Annotated in this window: 14 protein-coding genes; 1 reads left to right on the forward strand and 13 read right to left on the reverse strand. The window is 57.1% G+C overall.

The genetic code is table 11. The features are described 5' to 3' along the window. Positions 1-2 precede the first annotated feature (2 nt). The 4 genes from dnaG to ccpN all read right to left on the reverse strand — a co-directional run bounded on the left by dnaG (position 3) and on the right by ccpN (position 6,353). The gene (gene dnaG / locus EG886_RS08935) at positions 3-1,844 is read right to left on the reverse strand and encodes a DNA primase (protein WP_124727809.1); all 1,842 of its coding nucleotides are present in this window, start codon (positions 1,842-1,844) and stop codon (positions 3-5) included. Between the two features lie 408 nt (positions 1,845-2,252). Further along, a complete protein-coding gene (ppdK, locus tag EG886_RS08940) occupies positions 2,253-4,904 on the reverse strand; it encodes a pyruvate, phosphate dikinase (RefSeq protein ID WP_124727810.1) in 2,652 nt (883 codons plus the stop codon). Then, positions 4,901-5,722 carry a pyruvate, water dikinase regulatory protein gene (locus EG886_RS08945; RefSeq protein WP_124727811.1) on the reverse strand — a complete coding sequence of 274 codons (822 nt, stop codon included), beginning with the start codon at positions 5,720-5,722 and terminating at the stop codon, positions 4,901-4,903. Before EG886_RS08945 ends, ppdK begins: the two co-directional genes overlap by 4 nt. Before the next feature lie 28 nt (positions 5,723-5,750). Continuing rightward, on the reverse strand, positions 5,751-6,353 hold the full coding sequence (ccpN, locus tag EG886_RS08950; protein WP_277423837.1) for a transcriptional regulator CcpN: 603 nt from the start codon (positions 6,351-6,353) through the stop codon (positions 5,751-5,753). A gap of 390 nt (positions 6,354-6,743) precedes the next feature. On the opposite strand from ccpN, the gene EG886_RS08955 reads away from it, so the two are divergent. Further along, complete coding sequence (locus tag EG886_RS08955) at positions 6,744-7,655, forward strand: apurinic/apyrimidinic endonuclease family protein (RefSeq protein WP_124727813.1); 912 nt, start codon at positions 6,744-6,746, stop codon at positions 7,653-7,655. Positions 7,656-7,720: 65 nt separating this feature from the next. Here EG886_RS08955 and EG886_RS08960 read toward each other — a convergent pair whose 3' ends face one another. The 9 genes from EG886_RS08960 to EG886_RS09000 form a co-directional block, all read right to left on the reverse strand. Further along, positions 7,721-8,449: an Imm26 family immunity protein gene (locus EG886_RS08960; RefSeq protein WP_124727814.1), complete on the reverse strand. Its 729-nt coding sequence runs from the start codon at positions 8,447-8,449 to the stop codon at positions 7,721-7,723. A gap of 28 nt (positions 8,450-8,477) precedes the next feature. Next, complete coding sequence (locus tag EG886_RS08965) at positions 8,478-9,548, reverse strand: undecaprenyldiphospho-muramoylpentapeptide beta-N-acetylglucosaminyltransferase (RefSeq protein ID WP_124727815.1); 1,071 nt, start codon at positions 9,546-9,548, stop codon at positions 8,478-8,480. A gap of 228 nt (positions 9,549-9,776) precedes the next feature. Then, the gene (gene glyS, locus EG886_RS08970) at positions 9,777-11,861 is read right to left on the reverse strand and encodes a glycine--tRNA ligase subunit beta (protein ID WP_124727816.1); all 2,085 of its coding nucleotides are present in this window, start codon (positions 11,859-11,861) and stop codon (positions 9,777-9,779) included. Beyond that, entirely contained in the window at positions 11,858-12,745 is an 888-nt protein-coding gene (gene glyQ, locus EG886_RS08975) for a glycine--tRNA ligase subunit alpha (RefSeq protein WP_124727817.1), read from the reverse strand. The genes glyS and glyQ overlap by 4 nt, the downstream gene beginning before the upstream one ends. A 305-nt stretch (positions 12,746-13,050) precedes the next feature. Then, a complete protein-coding gene (recO, locus tag EG886_RS08980) occupies positions 13,051-13,809 on the reverse strand; it encodes a DNA repair protein RecO (protein ID WP_124727818.1) in 759 nt (252 codons plus the stop codon). A gap of 21 nt (positions 13,810-13,830) precedes the next feature. Then, on the reverse strand, positions 13,831-13,962 hold the full coding sequence (locus EG886_RS08985) for a YqzL family protein (protein WP_124727819.1): 132 nt from the start codon (positions 13,960-13,962) through the stop codon (positions 13,831-13,833). 136 nt (positions 13,963-14,098) lie between these two features. Continuing rightward, positions 14,099-15,001 carry a GTPase Era gene (gene era, locus EG886_RS08990; protein ID WP_124727820.1) on the reverse strand — a complete coding sequence of 301 codons (903 nt, stop codon included), beginning with the start codon at positions 14,999-15,001 and terminating at the stop codon, positions 14,099-14,101. Further along, positions 14,991-15,383, reverse strand: coding sequence for a cytidine deaminase (locus EG886_RS08995; protein WP_124727821.1), 393 nt, complete (start codon positions 15,381-15,383; stop codon positions 14,991-14,993). The genes era and EG886_RS08995 overlap by 11 nt, the downstream gene beginning before the upstream one ends. A gap of 47 nt (positions 15,384-15,430) precedes the next feature. Continuing rightward, positions 15,431-16,120, reverse strand: coding sequence for a diacylglycerol kinase family protein (locus EG886_RS09000; protein WP_124727822.1), 690 nt, complete (start codon positions 16,118-16,120; stop codon positions 15,431-15,433). Positions 16,121-16,122: the final 2 nt, after the last annotated feature.

A 16,122-nucleotide genomic window follows, 5' to 3' on the forward strand; every position in this document is an offset into this window, starting at 1 on the left:
CATCATTGGGTCCTCGTCCCCAGCTGTTTCCTGAGGCGATTGATTTCCATCATCAGTTCTGCCGCCTTGACCGGATCACCGGCACGCGACAGTTGTTCCACTTGTTTTTCCATCTCTCCGATGGCCTGGAGAAGAGGGACACTCTTCACATGCCGGACGTAATCCTCAAGGGCTTCTTCCGGGATTTCCTCCGGCAGTTCCAGCATGGCGAGCTCACTGGCGCGGGACACCAAATCGGGGTCCGGGAGCGATGCGATGAACAGCCCCGGGTCCGCCGGTGATCCACGATCATACCATGCATAGAGATACGCGGCCAGCGCCGCGAACAGCTCGTGATGAAAGTCACCGCCCACGCGCTCTTTCACCCATTCGGCGATGTTCCGGTCCCTCAACATGTATGCCACCAGGTACATCTCCGATTTTTCGGAAACCGAAAGAGCGTTCGGTTCAACGAGCAAATGTTTGCCATCCTCACGATACCCATTATTCCACCGAACGGGCGCTTTATCCCTTCCGGCTTCCCGCTTCCTGCGCCATTTGGCCTTTCTGAGCTCCTCTTTCAGTGCGTCCAGGGAGATTTTGAATTCATCCGCCAGCTTTCGCAGGTAATGATCCTGCTCGATGGCCTGGGGAAGTTCCGCGATCAAATCGACTGCCTCTGCTAAATACTTCATCCGACCGTCTTCATCCTGCAAGTCGGCATTTTTCTTCAAACTTTCCAGCTTGAACGACGTCAGCGACATGGCCGCGGCAAGAATTTCTTCCCTGAATGCAGTTCCTCCAAACCGCTTTACGTAATCATCGGGATCCAAACCGTCGGGAATTTTCGCCACCTTGACGGTCAAATCCTGTCGGCGGAGCACATCGGCGCCCCGAAGTGCGGCTTGCTGTCCGGATTCGTCGGCGTCATAGCAAAGAATCACGGTTTCACAGTTGCGTCTGAGCACTTTGGCGTGAGGCTCGGTGAGAGAGGTTCCCTGAGTGGCCACCACGTTCCGGATGCCGGCCTGCCATGCCGAAATGACATCCAGGTAGCCTTCCAGAAGAACGGCTTGCCGTTCTTTTCTTATGTGAGAACGTGCACGATGAAGATTGAACAGATGATTACCTTTGTGAAACAGAAGCGTTTCGGGGGTGTTCATGTACTTGGGCTTCCCGTCCCCGATGAGCCTTCCCGCGAAACCGATGATCCTTCCCTGGCCGTCGTGAATCGGCACCATGATCCGGCCCCTGAACCGGTCCAGTCGGGTCCGGCTTCGCGACTCGGAACGCGGGAGAATCAGTCCCGCCTTTTCCAACACGTCTTCGACGTACCCTCTGCGCCTCATGAACCGAAGCAAAAAGTCGGGCGAATCCGGAGCATAACCGATTTGAAACTCTTGGACGGTCGCCGGTTCAATCCGCCGCCTCCGGAGATACTGCCGGGCGACTTCTCCGTGCGGGGTGCGCGTCAACACGTGATGATACAGGCGAGCCGCCAGTTCAAGCGCACGGCGCATCTCGACCCGTTCATCCTGCCCGTCGGCTTCCCCGTCTTGACCGGAAAACGCCGGAAGCGGAAGCCCCACCCGTTCGGCCAAATGGCGGACCGCTTCGACAAACGTGAGCTGTTCGATTTCCATCACGAACCGGATGGCATCCCCGCCGGCTCCGCAACCGAAACAGTAATAAATTTGCTTGTCGGGTGCGACGGAAAAAGAAGGAGACTTCTCGGAATGGAACGGACACAGACCGAACCAGTTGCGCCCGCTTTTCCGGAGTGTCACGTAATGCCCAACCAGATCCACCAAATCCAGTTGTCTTCGCAGCTGTTCAAGAAATTCTTCGGGGATCCTTCCTCCCATGAAAAACCACTGCTTCCTCTCAACAGGCACCGGGAATCTCAGGTAATCTGATCAGACAAATCATGGTTACAGAAACAAAGATAATGTATTCTCCAACATCCGTCAAAATCCTCCCGGATTCGTATCAGTTTCCGAAAGAAAAATATTCCATAAAAACAGATGCGGAAGAACCCTTATCCTCCTATTCTACATAAAAATAGCTTCTCCTTCTGTGTATCTTTTTTAACGTTCGAAGAACACGGGACCACTTTGTCCGGGGATTGCAAAAAAAGACCGGACGATTTTGTCGAAATTGTGAAAGCACCCCGAACGGCCCGACCATGCCTTGCAATGCTCCTTCTGTCATAAACATATGGTAAGTGAATAAAAACATGCCCGGAGACAAACCGGGCATTTGACACAAGTGAATCATCCTCCGTTTCCGCCCGAAATGGCGGCCTGAGCCGCGGACAAACGGGCAAGCGGAACCCTGAACGGAGAACAACTGACATAATTGAGCCCCGCTTCGTGACAGAAGCGGATCGATTTTTTCTCGCCTCCGTGTTCACCGCAGATCCCGGTCTTCAGGCCCGGCTTGACGGCACGTCCCTGCTCGACGCCCATGCGGACCAGTGCGCCGACCCCGTCGGGATCAAGCGTGATGAACGGGTTGTCGGGAAGCACTTTGTTTTCCACGTAGGCATGCAGGAATTTTCCTTCGGCGTCATCCCGGCTGTAACCGAACGTGGTTTGGGTGAGGTCATTGGTGCCGAAGGAGAAGAAGTCGGCTTCGGCGGCGATTTGTCCCGCCGTCAGCGCCGCGCGCGGCACCTCGATCATGGTTCCGACGGTGTACGGCACGTTGACTCCCGTTTCCCGCTCCACTTCTCCCGCGATTTCGACGACCAGTTCCCTCATGTTTCTCAGCTCGTTCACGTGACCGACGAGCGGAATCATCACTTCGGGTTCCACGCGGATTCCTTCCCTGACGCATTCGGCGGCCGCCAGGAAGATCGCCCGCACTTGCATGGCATAAATCTCCGGATGGGTCATGCCCAGACGACATCCGCGATGACCCAGCATCGGGTTGAATTCGTGCAGGGCGCGCACTTTCTTGAGCTGGGCTTCTTTTTTCCGGAGCTCCTCACCGTCTCCGCCGGTCAATTGCAGGCGGGTGATGTCCACCAGGAGGTCTTCCATGTTGGGCAGGAATTCGTGCAGCGGAGGATCGAGCAGGCGGATGTTCACCGGCAATCCGTCCATCGCCCGGAAGATGCCTTTGAAGTCCTCCTTTTGCATCGGAAGGAGTTTCGCCAGTGCCGCTTCCCGTTCTTCCTGCGTATCCGCCAGGATCATTTCCTGAACGATCGGCACCCGCGACGCTTCCATGAACATGTGCTCCGTCCGGCAGAGTCCGATGCCTTCCGCTCCCAGTTCACGGGCTTTGGCCGCATCTTCCGGATTGTCCGCGTTGGCCCGCACGCGAAGCACCCGCACTTCATCCGCCCAGGACAGAAGCTCGCGGAATTCTTCGGAAAGCTCCGGGTCAATGAGCGGAACCTCCCCTTTGATCACCCGGCCTGTGCTTCCGTCGATGGAGATCAGGTCCCCTGCGCGGAGGGTCAGGCCATCCACCGTCACGGTCTTGGCCCGAAGGTCGATTTTCAGCTGTTCGCATCCGCAGATGCAAGCCTTGCCCATTCCGCGTGCCACCACGGCGGCATGGCTCGTCATGCCTCCCCGGCTGGTGAGGATGCCTTGCGCCGCCAAAATTCCGTGAATGTCTTCGGGGGTGGTTTCCGGACGAACCAGGATCACTTTTTCTCCTTCGTTGGCCAGTTTCTCGGCATCGTCCGCTTCAAACACGATTTTGCCTGAAGCCGCTCCGGGAGATGCGGGCAGACCGTTTGCGATCACTTCCAGACGGGCGGCCGGGTCGATGCGGCGGTGCAGCATTTGATCCAGCTGCTCCGGATCAATGCGCAACAGGGCTTCTTCCTTGGAGATGATTCCTTCGTTCACCATATGAACCGCGATTTTCACGGCGGCTTGGGCGGTCCGTTTGCCGGAACGGGTTTGCAGGATATAAAGCTTGCCGCGTTCCACGGTGAACTCGATGTCCTGCATGTCTTTGTAATGACGCTCGAGCAGCTGGCTGATCTCCTCAAACTGCCGGTAGATGTCCGGCATCTGCTCCTTGAGCTCCGAAATCGGTTGGGGAGTCCGGATGCCCGCCACCACGTCCTCGCCTTGGGCGTTGATCAGGTACTCACCGTAAATTTCCCTGTCACCCGAAGAGGGATTGCGGGTGAAGGCCACGCCGGTCCCGGAATCGTCCCCCATGTTTCCGAACACCATCAACTGGATGTTGACCGCGGTGCCCAGGTCATCGGGAATCCGGTTGATCTTGCGGTAGATCTTGGCCCGTTGGTTGTTCCACGAGGAAAAGACGGCAATGATCGCAAGCCGGAGCTGCTGCTTTGGGTCGAGCGGGAAGGATTGGCCCGCTTCTTGTTGCACCAGGTCCTTGAACTCCCCGATGATCACCTGCCAATCGTCCGCTCCCAATTCCGTGTCGAGGGAAACGCTCTTTTGATCCTTGCGTTGCTGGATGATCCGCTCGAAATGATAGTGATCGACGCCCAGCACCACATCGGAAAACATCTGGATGAACCTGCGGTAGCAATCATAGGCGAACCGGGGATTGCCGGTCAGCCGCGCCAATCCTTCCGCCGTCCGGTCATTCAGCCCCAGGTTCAAAATGGTGTCCATCATGCCCGGCATGGAAAAGACCGATCCGGATCGGACGGACACGAGCAGGGGATTGGACGGATCTCCCAGTTTTTTGCCGGTGGCCTCTTCCAGACGGGAAACGGCGGCGTCCACCTGCTCCATCAGGTCGTCCGGCAATTGTTCACCGGCTGCGTAAAACGCCCGGCACGCTTCCGTGGAGATGGTGAATCCCGGAGGGACCGGAAGACCGGCCCGCGTCATTTCCGCGAGGTTGGCTCCTTTCCCCCCGAGAATGTCTCGCATGTCGGCATTTCCCTCGTGAAACGCGTAGACCAGCTTGCGGGTCATACCAATTTTCCTCCCTTTTTGAGCAAATCCAGGATGATCGAAGCCGTTTCTTCCACCGCTTTGTTGGACACGTCGATGATCGGGCATCCCACGCGGCGAATCACTTGTTCGGCATATTCCAGCTCCAGCAGGATCCGCTCCATGCTGGCGTAGTTGGCACCGGAGGCGAGACCGAGCGATTTGAGGCGCTCCCTCCGGATGTTGTTCAGCTGATGGGGATCGATGGTGAGACCCACACACCGTTCCGGAGGAATCCGGAACAGTTCCTCCGGCGGTTCCACTTCCGGCACGAGCGGGACGTTGGCCACCTTGAGCCGTTTGTGGGCGAGGTACATGGAAAGCGGGGTTTTCGAGGTTCTTGACACCCCGACCAGCACCACGTCGGCCCGAAGAATGCCCCGCGGATCTTTGCCGTCGTCGTATTTCACCGCGAATTCGATCGCTTCCACCTTGCGGAAGTAATCATCGTCCAGCTTGTGGACGAGACCGGGCTCCCCTTTCGGCTCGGAGCCGTACAGGGTGGACAGGGCATTCAGCATGGGGCCCATGATGTCCACGCAGGGTACTCCCTTTTTTTCGGCCTCTTCCATCAGCTGTTTTTTCAAATGGGGCACCACCAGCGTGAAGGCGATGAGCCCCCCCTCTTCGGCGGCGGACTGAACCGTTTCGACAATCGTCTCGCGGTCGGTCACGTAGGGAACTCGCCGGATGTCGGCGGTTCCTCCGTTGAACTGGCTGGAAGCCGCCTTGACGACAAACTCGGCGGTTTCGCCTACGGAATCGGAAACGACATACACAACAGGATGACGACCGATCATGAAGACAGGATGACCTCCTCTGACCCGTTCAGGGTTGTCCAAGTTCAACAAAAGCCTTGACGATCGTGGTCTTGCTGATTCTCCCGATCACTTCCGGCTCGTCGGGCCGCTCCGGATCTTTCCGGACCACGGGCAACGAGTCCACCTGGTGCCGCATCATCTGGAGGGCGGCAAAATAGAGGGTATCTTCCGGCCCGCAGGTGATGATGTTGGGCATGCGGGTCATGATCACTCCCACCGGCATGGATTGCAGATCCTGTTTTCCCATGGCCGCTTGAAGCAAGTCTTTTCTCGATACCACACCGGCCAGGTGCCCTTCTTTCTTCACCACCACGAGCGATCCGACATCCTCCAGAAACATGGTGCAGATCGCATCATAGACGGAAGAGTCTTCCCTGACGGCCACCGGTCGGGATTTGTAATCTTTCACGTACAGATTCCGGATATGTTCCCCCAAAAGTTGGTTGGCCGTTTTTCCGGAGTAGAAATAGCCCACGCGCGGACGGGCATCCAAGAGGCCCGCCATGGTCAGAATGGCCAGATCCGGTCTGAGGGTGGCGCGCGTCAGTTTCAACTTTTCCGCGATTTGCTCCCCCGTGATCGGCCCTTCCTTCTTCACAATCTCCAATATTTTTTCCTGGCGTTTCGTGAGCTCGATGGTTGTTCACCCTCCCCATCGCCGGAACAATCCAATCAGATTGTGACATACTTTTATTCGAAAATCCACGTTCAGTATATACTATTTCCGACCTGCTTTACCACTGCAAACGGTCATGTCCGAATAATGACTCATTTCCGCATGATTGCCGGATCATTGCAATCGCCGTTTCATGTTCTATAAAATGATTGAGGCAAGGAACGGAAAGACCGCCCCGGTGTCGCCGTCTCCGGCTTCCGGGAACCCCGCCGGTCCTGGCCTCCGTCGAGGCTCGTCCTTTCCCGCTGCGGGATCCAAACGCCCGTACCGCAAAACAAGATTCCCGGGCATTTCATTCACCTCATGCAAGAGGAGGTTGTCGTCATGCTGCTCAAAAATCCGATCGCGGCCCACGGCCCGCTCGATTACCACCGTCTGGTCAAAATCGCCCAAAGCGGCGTGCAAAAAGCGGAAATCCAACTTCCGGATGAACATTACGGATCCGGGGAAATCAAAGAAATCCTGAAAATGGCAAACGTGAATGCTCTCGCTTTCCGCATGCCCGCATCCATGGGACTCGGAACCTCTTCCTTCCGGCTTGAAGCATGGAATGAATGGTTGGAAACCCTGGCCGAAGCCGGTTTCGGCGAGGGCATGTTCATCATCTGCCACGGTGCTCCGGTTCCCCTCGGTCTGATCTTTGAATATCTGGATGCCCGACCGACCGACTTCAACGCCCTGCGGGATTTCAAGACCGAGTATGTGGCCGCGATTGCGGAACAACTGAAAAGAATCAGGGAAACGGCCGACCGGCTCAACTTTCGTCTTCTGATCGAAAACGCCCCGATGGGAAGCGACCATTATTTCGAACCGGGTCAATCCATGCTTTACCCGGCACTGCGCACACCGCGCCATCTGCTGCAAATCGCCGAAGAAGCCGGAATCGGCCTTCTCTTGGACACGGCGCATGCACGCATCACCTCCAACGCGCTGACTTACATGCACCGTTCCCGCAGCCTGTTCGCCGGAGCGACGGAACAGGAAATCATGAGCGCACCGGCCGACTGGGTGGAATTTTGCAGACAGGTGAAAGACAAGGTGGAACTGGTTCGGCTCTCTTACGCCGTGAGCTGGGGAGACACGCAGGAAACGAAACACATTCCCTTCCCGTCTGCCGCTTACGGCGAACTGATTCGTTTCGCCGAACTCACCTTGGAAGAAAACGTTCCCGTCATCCTCGGATCCCCGGATCTGGAACGCATGCTGCAGACCCTGCAGGAACTGAAAAAAAGCTGAAATCTCCGCTCAAAAACAAGGCCCGCTGCACAAGCGGGCCTGAACTTTTTCCGGAGAACCGGGAATCAAGATTGAGAGGTCAAAAACTCGCGGTAAAGCCATTCGGCGATCCGGTGATGATCAAACACACCGTCCGGATTGCCCACGGCTTCCGCCTCCTCCCGGCTGACCCCTTCTTCGCGGGCCGCCGGATCGTTGGCCTTTCCGCGACTGATGTAATAAAGCCGGCTGTTGCCGAAAAACGTCATGGTAAAACCGTAGAAGTCCGGAAGTTGATATGCCTCTTCATCAAACGGCAATGAACCGCATTTTTTCCAGACTCCCGACAATACGGGGGACCAGTCCGCACAAACGGTGAGAAACGACTCCGGATTTCTCTTTTTGATCCCCGCGGCGGTGAGGGGTTTCTTGCTGAACATCCGGAGGAGTTCCACATACAGATCTTCCCCCGGCCTTCTTCCCTTGACGATCTTGACATATCCCAGCATGTTCCCGTCGAGCAGCGGGACGGCGTAAACGTCTCCCGGGCATGGACCGGTCGATGAGGTCCGCTTTTTCGTCTTCAGCTTGCACTCGGACACACGCTCTTCGCCCAGGTCGGACAACACCTCTGCCTCCCGTCCGCACAGCGCCGCCAGGATGTAGTGTTCAAGCGCTTCCAGCTCCGGTTTTTTCCCTGTTTCCCGCTCGCAGATCCTTGCCGCTTCCACGAAGGCGTCCGACAACATCTGAACCGCGGAGGGAATCAACACCGGCAATGGGTCCGTCTTTTTTCTTCGTGTCCGCGTGGTCATCGATGTACACTCTCTTTCTGTCTTCTGATCAGCAACCGGCCGATTCTTTGATCAGACCGATGACGGTGGCCAGAGAATCACGGGAATCATGACGCTGCATGTTCGTCAGGAACTCTTCGCGCCGATCGTATACCGAAAGAACGGCTTCGAGGAATGATTCGTCGGTGATTTGCTCTTCTTCCAGCACTTCGGCCAGACCCTGATTTTTGAACGAACGGGCGTTGAGAATCTGGTCGCCGCGGCTGGCCGCCCGCGAAAGAGGGATCAACAGCATCGGTTTTCGCAAGGCCAGGAATTCGAAAATGGAGTTGGAACCGGCCCGCGACACCACCATGTCAGCCATCGCAAGCACATCGGAAAGTTCTTCCCGGATGTACTCGAACTGCCGGTATCCGGGACGGTCCGCTTGCGGATCAACGTTCCCCTTGCCGCACAGGTGAACGATTTGGAACTTCCGGGTGAGCGCATCCAGATTGGCCCGTACCGTCTCGTTGATTTTCCGGGAACCGAGGCTGCCCCCCATGACGAGAAGAACGGGTTTTTGTTCGTCAAATCCGCAATATTCTCTTCCCCGCGCGGCATCCCCTTGAAACAGTTCTTCCCGGACGATCGCCCCGACATGGACGGCTTTGGCCGGATCCAGGTGTTTCACCGTCTCCGGGAAGGTGGTGAGGATCTTCGTGGCGAACGGTTTGGCCAATTTGTTGGCCAAGCCCGGCGTCAGGTCGGATTCGTGAATGATGACCGGAACCCCGGCCAACTTTCCGGCCATCACCACCGGAACGGACACGAATCCCCCCTTGGAAAAGATGACGGACGGCTTCCGTTTCCGGATGATGCTCAACGCCTGAAACACTCCTTTGAGCACGCGGAACGGGTCGATGAAGTTGTTCCAGTCAAAATATCTGCGAAGTTTTCCGGTGGAAACCGAAAAATATGTAACTCCTTCCAGCGGCGTCACCAGTTGTTTTTCAATGCCGTTTGCGGACCCGATGTAATCAATGCCGAAGCCTTCTTCGCGGAATTTGGGAATGAGAGCAAGGTTGACGGTGACATGACCGGCTGAACCGCCGCCGGTGAACAGGATTCGTTTGCTCATTTGAAAAATCCCCCCTTGATCAAATGTTCCGATTGCACTCTCTATTGTACCGGTTTCCTCGTGAACGGGTTCATCGATGGTTTGACAAAATCACAAACCGCCTCCCGCATGAGGGAGGCGGCGGCTGCCGGAAGCGCGGGCCCGGCGTTGTCCCGAATGATTCGCCGGACACGGTACGGGTCGGGAAAACGCCGGTGGGACACCCGCCTTCGTGGACAACGTTTCCGCTTAGGCAAACACGATTTGCTCGAACGCGGCGAAACGCCGGGTGAGCCGGGTGATTTCCCTGAGCAAGGCCAATCGGTTGTTCCTGACCTGCTCGTCGTCCACCATCACCATGATTTCGTCAAAGAAGCGATGGATGTCCGGCACCATGTGTGCCAACGCCTGATACATGGCCGGGAAATCCCCCTGCCGTTCCGCCGACTCAAACTTGTCAACGGCCTCTTTCCACGCGCGTACGAGTGCGAGTTCGGCGGGTGCGACCAAACCGGGCAGGTACAGTTCCGAATCCCCTGCTTTGACCGCGAGATTGGCCACCCGGGTGAATCCTTCCACTTCGTTTTTGAACGCTTCGCGATCCAGCTGGTCCATGAGGACGGCGGCTCTTTCCACCACGGCCCCCGGATGCTCGATGCCCGCTCCGAGAGCGGCGTCGATCACGTCATAGCGGATGTCTTTGTCCTGCAGGACGGTTTTGAGCCGGAGGGAGAAGAACTGCAGCAAATCGCGTTCCGCTTCCCTGCGGTCCACCTTGATCAACCCGGCTTTCTCCAGCAGATCCAGCGCACGGGCGATCAACTTCCGCAGTGACAGATCTCCGTACTCTTTCTGAAGCAGAATCTGCACCACGGCCGATGCACGCCGGCGCAGTCCGTAAGGATCCTGGGAGCCGGTCGGCTGAATTCCGATGGAGAAGCTCGATGTCACGGCTTCCACTTTGTCGGCCAAGGCAAGCACGGTGCCGATGCGGCTTTTCGGAAGTTCGTCTCCGGCCGCGCGCGGCAGATGATGTTCATACACCGCTTCGGCCACTTGCGGATCTTCATTCGCGGCCAGGGCGTAAATCCGCCCCATGGTTCCCTCCAGTTCCGGGAACTCCCCGACCATCTGGGTGGCCAGGTCGAATTTGCAAATGGCCGCCGCCCGCAAGAGTTTTCCGGCTTCTTCGGCGGAAAACCCGAGCTCTTGCCCGATGAACCGGGCCAGTTCCCCGATTCTCCGCACCCGGTCGCCCACGGTGCCCAGTTCTTCCTGGTGCACGATGTTCTCCAGTCGGTCCACCGCTTCCCCAATCTGCAACTTCAGATCTTCCTCGAAGAAGAACCGGGCATCGGCCAACCGTGCACGCAGCACTTTTTCATTTCCGCGGGCCACCAGCTCCAGGCCTTCCGGCCCGCCGTTTTTTACGGTCACAAAATGAGGAAGCAACTTGCCTTCCTTGTCTTCCACCGGAAAATACCGTTGGTGCTCCCGCATCGTCGTGATCAGCACTTCGCGGGGAACATCCAGAAACGCTTCGTCAAATCCCCCGGCCAGAGCCGTCGGGAATTCCACCAGATTCACCACTTCATGAAGCAGGTCTTGATCGACGGGGATCACCCAGCCGCGCTCTTCCTCCAATTGACGGAGCTGGGAAAGAATCCGTTCTCTTCGCTCTTCCGGATCCACCAGCACCGATTCCCGCCGAAGCACCTCCGCATATTCGGCGGCCGATTCCAAACGCGTGACGTTTCCGAGGAAGCGGTGCCCCCGCGTCTCCGAACCCGCTTCCACTCCCGCCCATTTCACGGGAACGGTTTCTTCCCCGAACAGGCAGACCAACCAGCGGACGGGACGGATGAACCGTTCTTTTCGCGTACCCCAACGCATGGTTTTGGGGAAATGAAGCGACCCGACCACGGCGGGAATTCCGTCAATGAGCCGTTCCGCGGTCTTTTTCCCGGCCTGATGCACTTCGGCAAACACATACGTCTCGCCCTTGAACTCCTTGAGCGCGAGTTGTTCCACGGACACGCCCTGTTTCCGGGCAAATCCCTCCGCAGCCTTGCTCCAGGTTCCTTCCGGTGTCCGTGCGATTCGGGCGGCCGGACCGCGAACTTCCTCCCGGATGTCTTCCTGCCGTTCGGCCACACCGGTCACCAACACGGCCAAACGTCTCGGCGTGGAATATGTACGGTAGGATTCATACGAAATGCGTTCTTCCCGGAGCCAGGAAACCAGTTTTTCTCCCAGTTGACGGGAAGCGTCGGCCACAAACCTCGCGGGAATCTCTTCACATCCGATCTCCAGCAACAGATCCCGATTGTTCATTCACTCTCTCCACCTTTCTGTTTCAAGAGAGGGAAGCCCAATTTCTCCCGTTCTTCGATGAACGTTTTGGCCAGAAGTCGGGCGAGATTGCGCACACGTGCGATGTATCCGGTTCTCTCGGTGACACTGATGGCTCCCCGGGCATCCAGCAGATTGAAGGTGTGGGAGCACTTGAGCACAAAATCGTAAGCCGGAAACACCAGTCGTTCATCCAGTGCCCGCTTCGCCTCCCGTTCAAAATCGTCAAACTGGCGGAACAGCCAATCTTTGTCCGACAGTTCAAACGTGTAACGGGAATGTTCGTATTCCGTTTGCTTGAACACGTCGCCGTACTTGACGTTCTCCACCCAATCCAGATCGTACACGTTTTCCTTGTCCTGGATGTACAGGGCCAGCCGCTCGATTCCGTAGGTCAATTCGACCGACACCGGATCAACGTCAAGGCTGCCCACTTGCTGGAAGTAGGTGAATTGGGTGATTTCCATGCCGTCCACCCAGACTTCCCATCCGAGGCCGGCGGCGCCGAACGTGGGGTTTTCCCAGTTGTCCTCGACAAAACGGATGTCATGTTTCAACGGATCGATGCCCAGCGCTTTCAGGCTTTCCAGATAGATCTCCTGAACGTTGTCGGGAGCCGGCTTCAAAAGGACCTGAAACTGGTGATGCTGATAGAGCCGGTTGGGATTTTCCCCGTATCTCCCGTCCGCAGGACGACGGGACGGTTCCACGTAAGCCACTTTCCACGGTTCGGGGCCCAGCGCCCGCAAAAACGTCATCGGATTGAGAGTGCCCGCTCCTTTTTCCACATCGTACGGTTGGGCGAGAATGCACCCCTGGGCGGCCCAGAATTCCTGCAGCGTCCAGATCATCTGCTGAACATTCATTTTCCCTCTGCCTCCCTGTTTGGATCCATCAAAAAAACCCCTCATCCATATGACATTGCCTCGGCAATCCGTCATAGGGACGAGAGGTTTCACCTTCCCGCGGTCCCACCCTATTTGGCCGGCAACGCCGACCCGCTTTTGGGATATGCGGTTGTCACGCTCGGGAACGCCGTTCACCGGGACCATGACCGGGCTTCCACCGCCCCCGGTTCGCTGCGGCATGGCGAATCCGGTTACTCCTTTCCCTCATCGCGTACGGTCCATGATATCAGTACCAACACATATACCAGAGAGCTTTCGGTTTGTCAAGAACCGCCTTCTTCCCCGTCGGGCCTGAGCTGTTTCAACACGTGAAGCGACTTGAACCCGAACGGAAGATGTTCCGCCATAAAGGCTTGGACGATCTGTTCCAGATGCCGGTTGGTGGCCGGCTTGACCCGGACGTCTCCCAACCGGGAAGGATTCACCTTCGCCAGAAGAGGCAAAATCTTTGCCACGGCTTCACTCACTTCAAACGAGCCCGGATCGGCTTCTTTGCATTCCCCGCACAAAAATCCGCCCAGTCGCACACTGAAACGGGCGGGAGTTCGGGAGTTCCGGCACTGCACACAGTGTTCCAGCACCGGTGCCGACCCGGCAAGGGCCAAAAAACGAAGTTCGAGGATCCGGCTGATGATTTCCGGATCCGTCCCGCTCTCCAGACGATCCAGAGCCGCGAGCAACAACCGGTACAACCCGGGGACGGGTTCTCCTTCATCCGTCAACCGGTCCGCCATTTCCAGCCAGTAAGATCCGTATGCGGTCAGCACCAGATCCGAACGGATCCGGTGGTGGGATCGGATCAGATCCGCCTGTGTCAACGTGGGCATGCCGGAGTAGCCGTATGCCACGAACGTTCCGACGGTGAACGGTTCGGTGACGGCTCCGAAACGGCTCCGGGTCTTTTTGGATCCCCTGGCCATCACCGCTTTTTTCCCCTGATGTTCCGTCAGCAGTGTGAGGATTTGGTGACTCTCCCCGTAATCCCTGGCCTTCAGAATCAGGCCGTCGAATTTCGAAAGCACCTGTGAACCGCCTCTTTTTTCTCAGCCCGTTTCGGATTCGTTCTCCCTCTCCCCCTGCTCCCCGTCTCCCGCGGCTTCACGCAGTTCGTTGAGGAGCAGCCAAGCGTCGACACTGCCGGTATTCCGAAAACAGTTCCATGCGAAATTCAACATTGAACGCATCATCCTTTCGGCACGGCGTCGTCGTCTGTTCCTTCATAGCTTGATCGGGGATCGACGGGAGTATGAGATGGAAATTTTGTCAGCGATTAACGGGCAGGGTAGTTCCGGCACGCAGGCGCACGCCGGATCAATCGTCATCCCTGAACCCGAATTGCTTGAGCAGAAACTCCTCGTTTCGCCAATCCTTTTTCACCTTCACCCACAGATCGAGGAATATCCTGGTGCCCAACAACTTCTCGATTTCCTCTCTCGCCAGGGTGCCCACCTTTTTGAGCAGCGAGCCCTTTTTCCCGATCAGAATGCCCTTCTGGGAATCACGTTCGGTGTAAATGACCGCGTGTACGTCCACGATGTCGCTGTTCTCCCGCTGACGCATGCTTTCCACCACGACGGCGACCGAATGGGGAACTTCCTCGCGGGTCAGGTGAAGCACTTTCTCCCGGATCAGCTCACCGACGATGAACCGTTCCGGATGATCCGTCACTTGATCCGTCGGGTAATACATCGGACCTTCCGGAAGATACTTGAGGATCAAATCGACCAACGTGGAGGTGTTGTTGCCCATCAGCGCCGAGATGGGAACCACTTCGGCAAATTTCATTTGGTTCCGGTACTGGTCGATCAGGGGGAGCAGCCGGTCGGGATGGACCTGGTCGATCTTGTTGACCACCAGAAACACGGGTGTCGTCAGTTCCCGAAGCTGATCCATGATGAAGCGGTCACCGCCTCCGTATCCTTCGGAGGCATCGATGAGAAACAGCACCAGATCCACTTCTTCCAGAGCGTTTTTCGCCGTCTGCACGAGAACTTCTCCCAACCGAGAATGAGGTTTGTGAATGCCCGGCGTGTCCAGAAAGATGATCTGTCCCTTGTCGGAGGTGTGCACGCCCCGGATCTTGTTGCGGGTGGTTTGCGGCTTGTCGGACATGATGGCCACCTTTTGGCCGACGATATGGTTCATGAGCGTTGATTTTCCCACATTGGGCCGGCCGATCAATGCCACGAACCCCGAACGAAATTCAGCGTCCATCAAGGTCCTCCTTTCCGAAAGCGCCCGGCAGCAGTTCCGCGACCGTCGTTTCCTGAACATCCCCTTTGAGATTGGAGAGCCACACTTTCATGTCCGGCGGACAAAGTTCTGCCATCACCTGACGGCAGGCGCCGCACGGGGCCACCGGACCGTCCGTGTCCGCCACCACCGCGATGCCCGCAAATCCGTTCCGTCCTTCCGAAACCGCCTTGAACAGGGCGGTTCGTTCCGCGCAATTGGTGAGCCCGTAAGAGGCGTTTTCCACGTTGCATCCTCCCACGATTCCTTCGGAAGTGAGGAGTGCGGCCCCCACCTTGAATCCCGAATAGGGAACATATGCGTTCTCTCTGGCTTTGATCGCTGCCTCGATCAGCTCTTTCATCTCTTGAACATCCTCCCGATACATGAATGACCTCACGACAGGCGGTCCTACAACCACTGCAAGCCTCCCCAGGCCACCACGGTTCCGAGCACGGCCCCCAGGATGATCGGCAACCGGAGCGGTTGAATGCGCATGCGCGACCAGACCAACATGGAAAGCAGAAGAAGGACGAGAAGCACGATGAACAGGTGGCCGGTGGCCGCGATGATCAGCGTGGACACACAAAACGCGATGGATGCCGTCATGCTGGGCTCCCACTTGTCATGCCCCGTTTTGTGCATCCATCCTTTGATCAGCAGCGTGAGAAAGAAATCCAACACGATGATGACAGCCATTCCGATGTTGGCGGAAACGGTGAAGCCGTCGGAAATGCGGCTCCACAGACCGTTCAGGTACGGATAAAACACGCTGATGCCGATGATCACGGAGAGACCGGCGGTGATCAAGACCGCTCCGGCCGCCACATCCTTGGCGATGCGGGCGAGCGGGTGGTACTCTTCGGTGACCATGTCCACCACCGCTTCCACCGCAGTATTGATCAGTTCGGCAAACAGGACCAATGCGATGGTGACAAAGAGAACCAGTACCTCCACTTTTCGGAGCGGAAGATACAGACTGAGGATCAGCACCACCAGCGCCACGAGAAAATGAATCCGCATGTTCCGCTGCGTTCCCGCCGCATGGCGAAGCCCGTTCAACGCATAGCGGAAACTCCGGAGCAAACGGGATGCCCGCATGG

It is taken from the genome of Staphylospora marina, assembly GCF_003856495.1.
Taxonomy (GTDB): Bacteria; Bacillota; Bacilli; order Thermoactinomycetales; family Thermoactinomycetaceae; genus Staphylospora; species Staphylospora marina.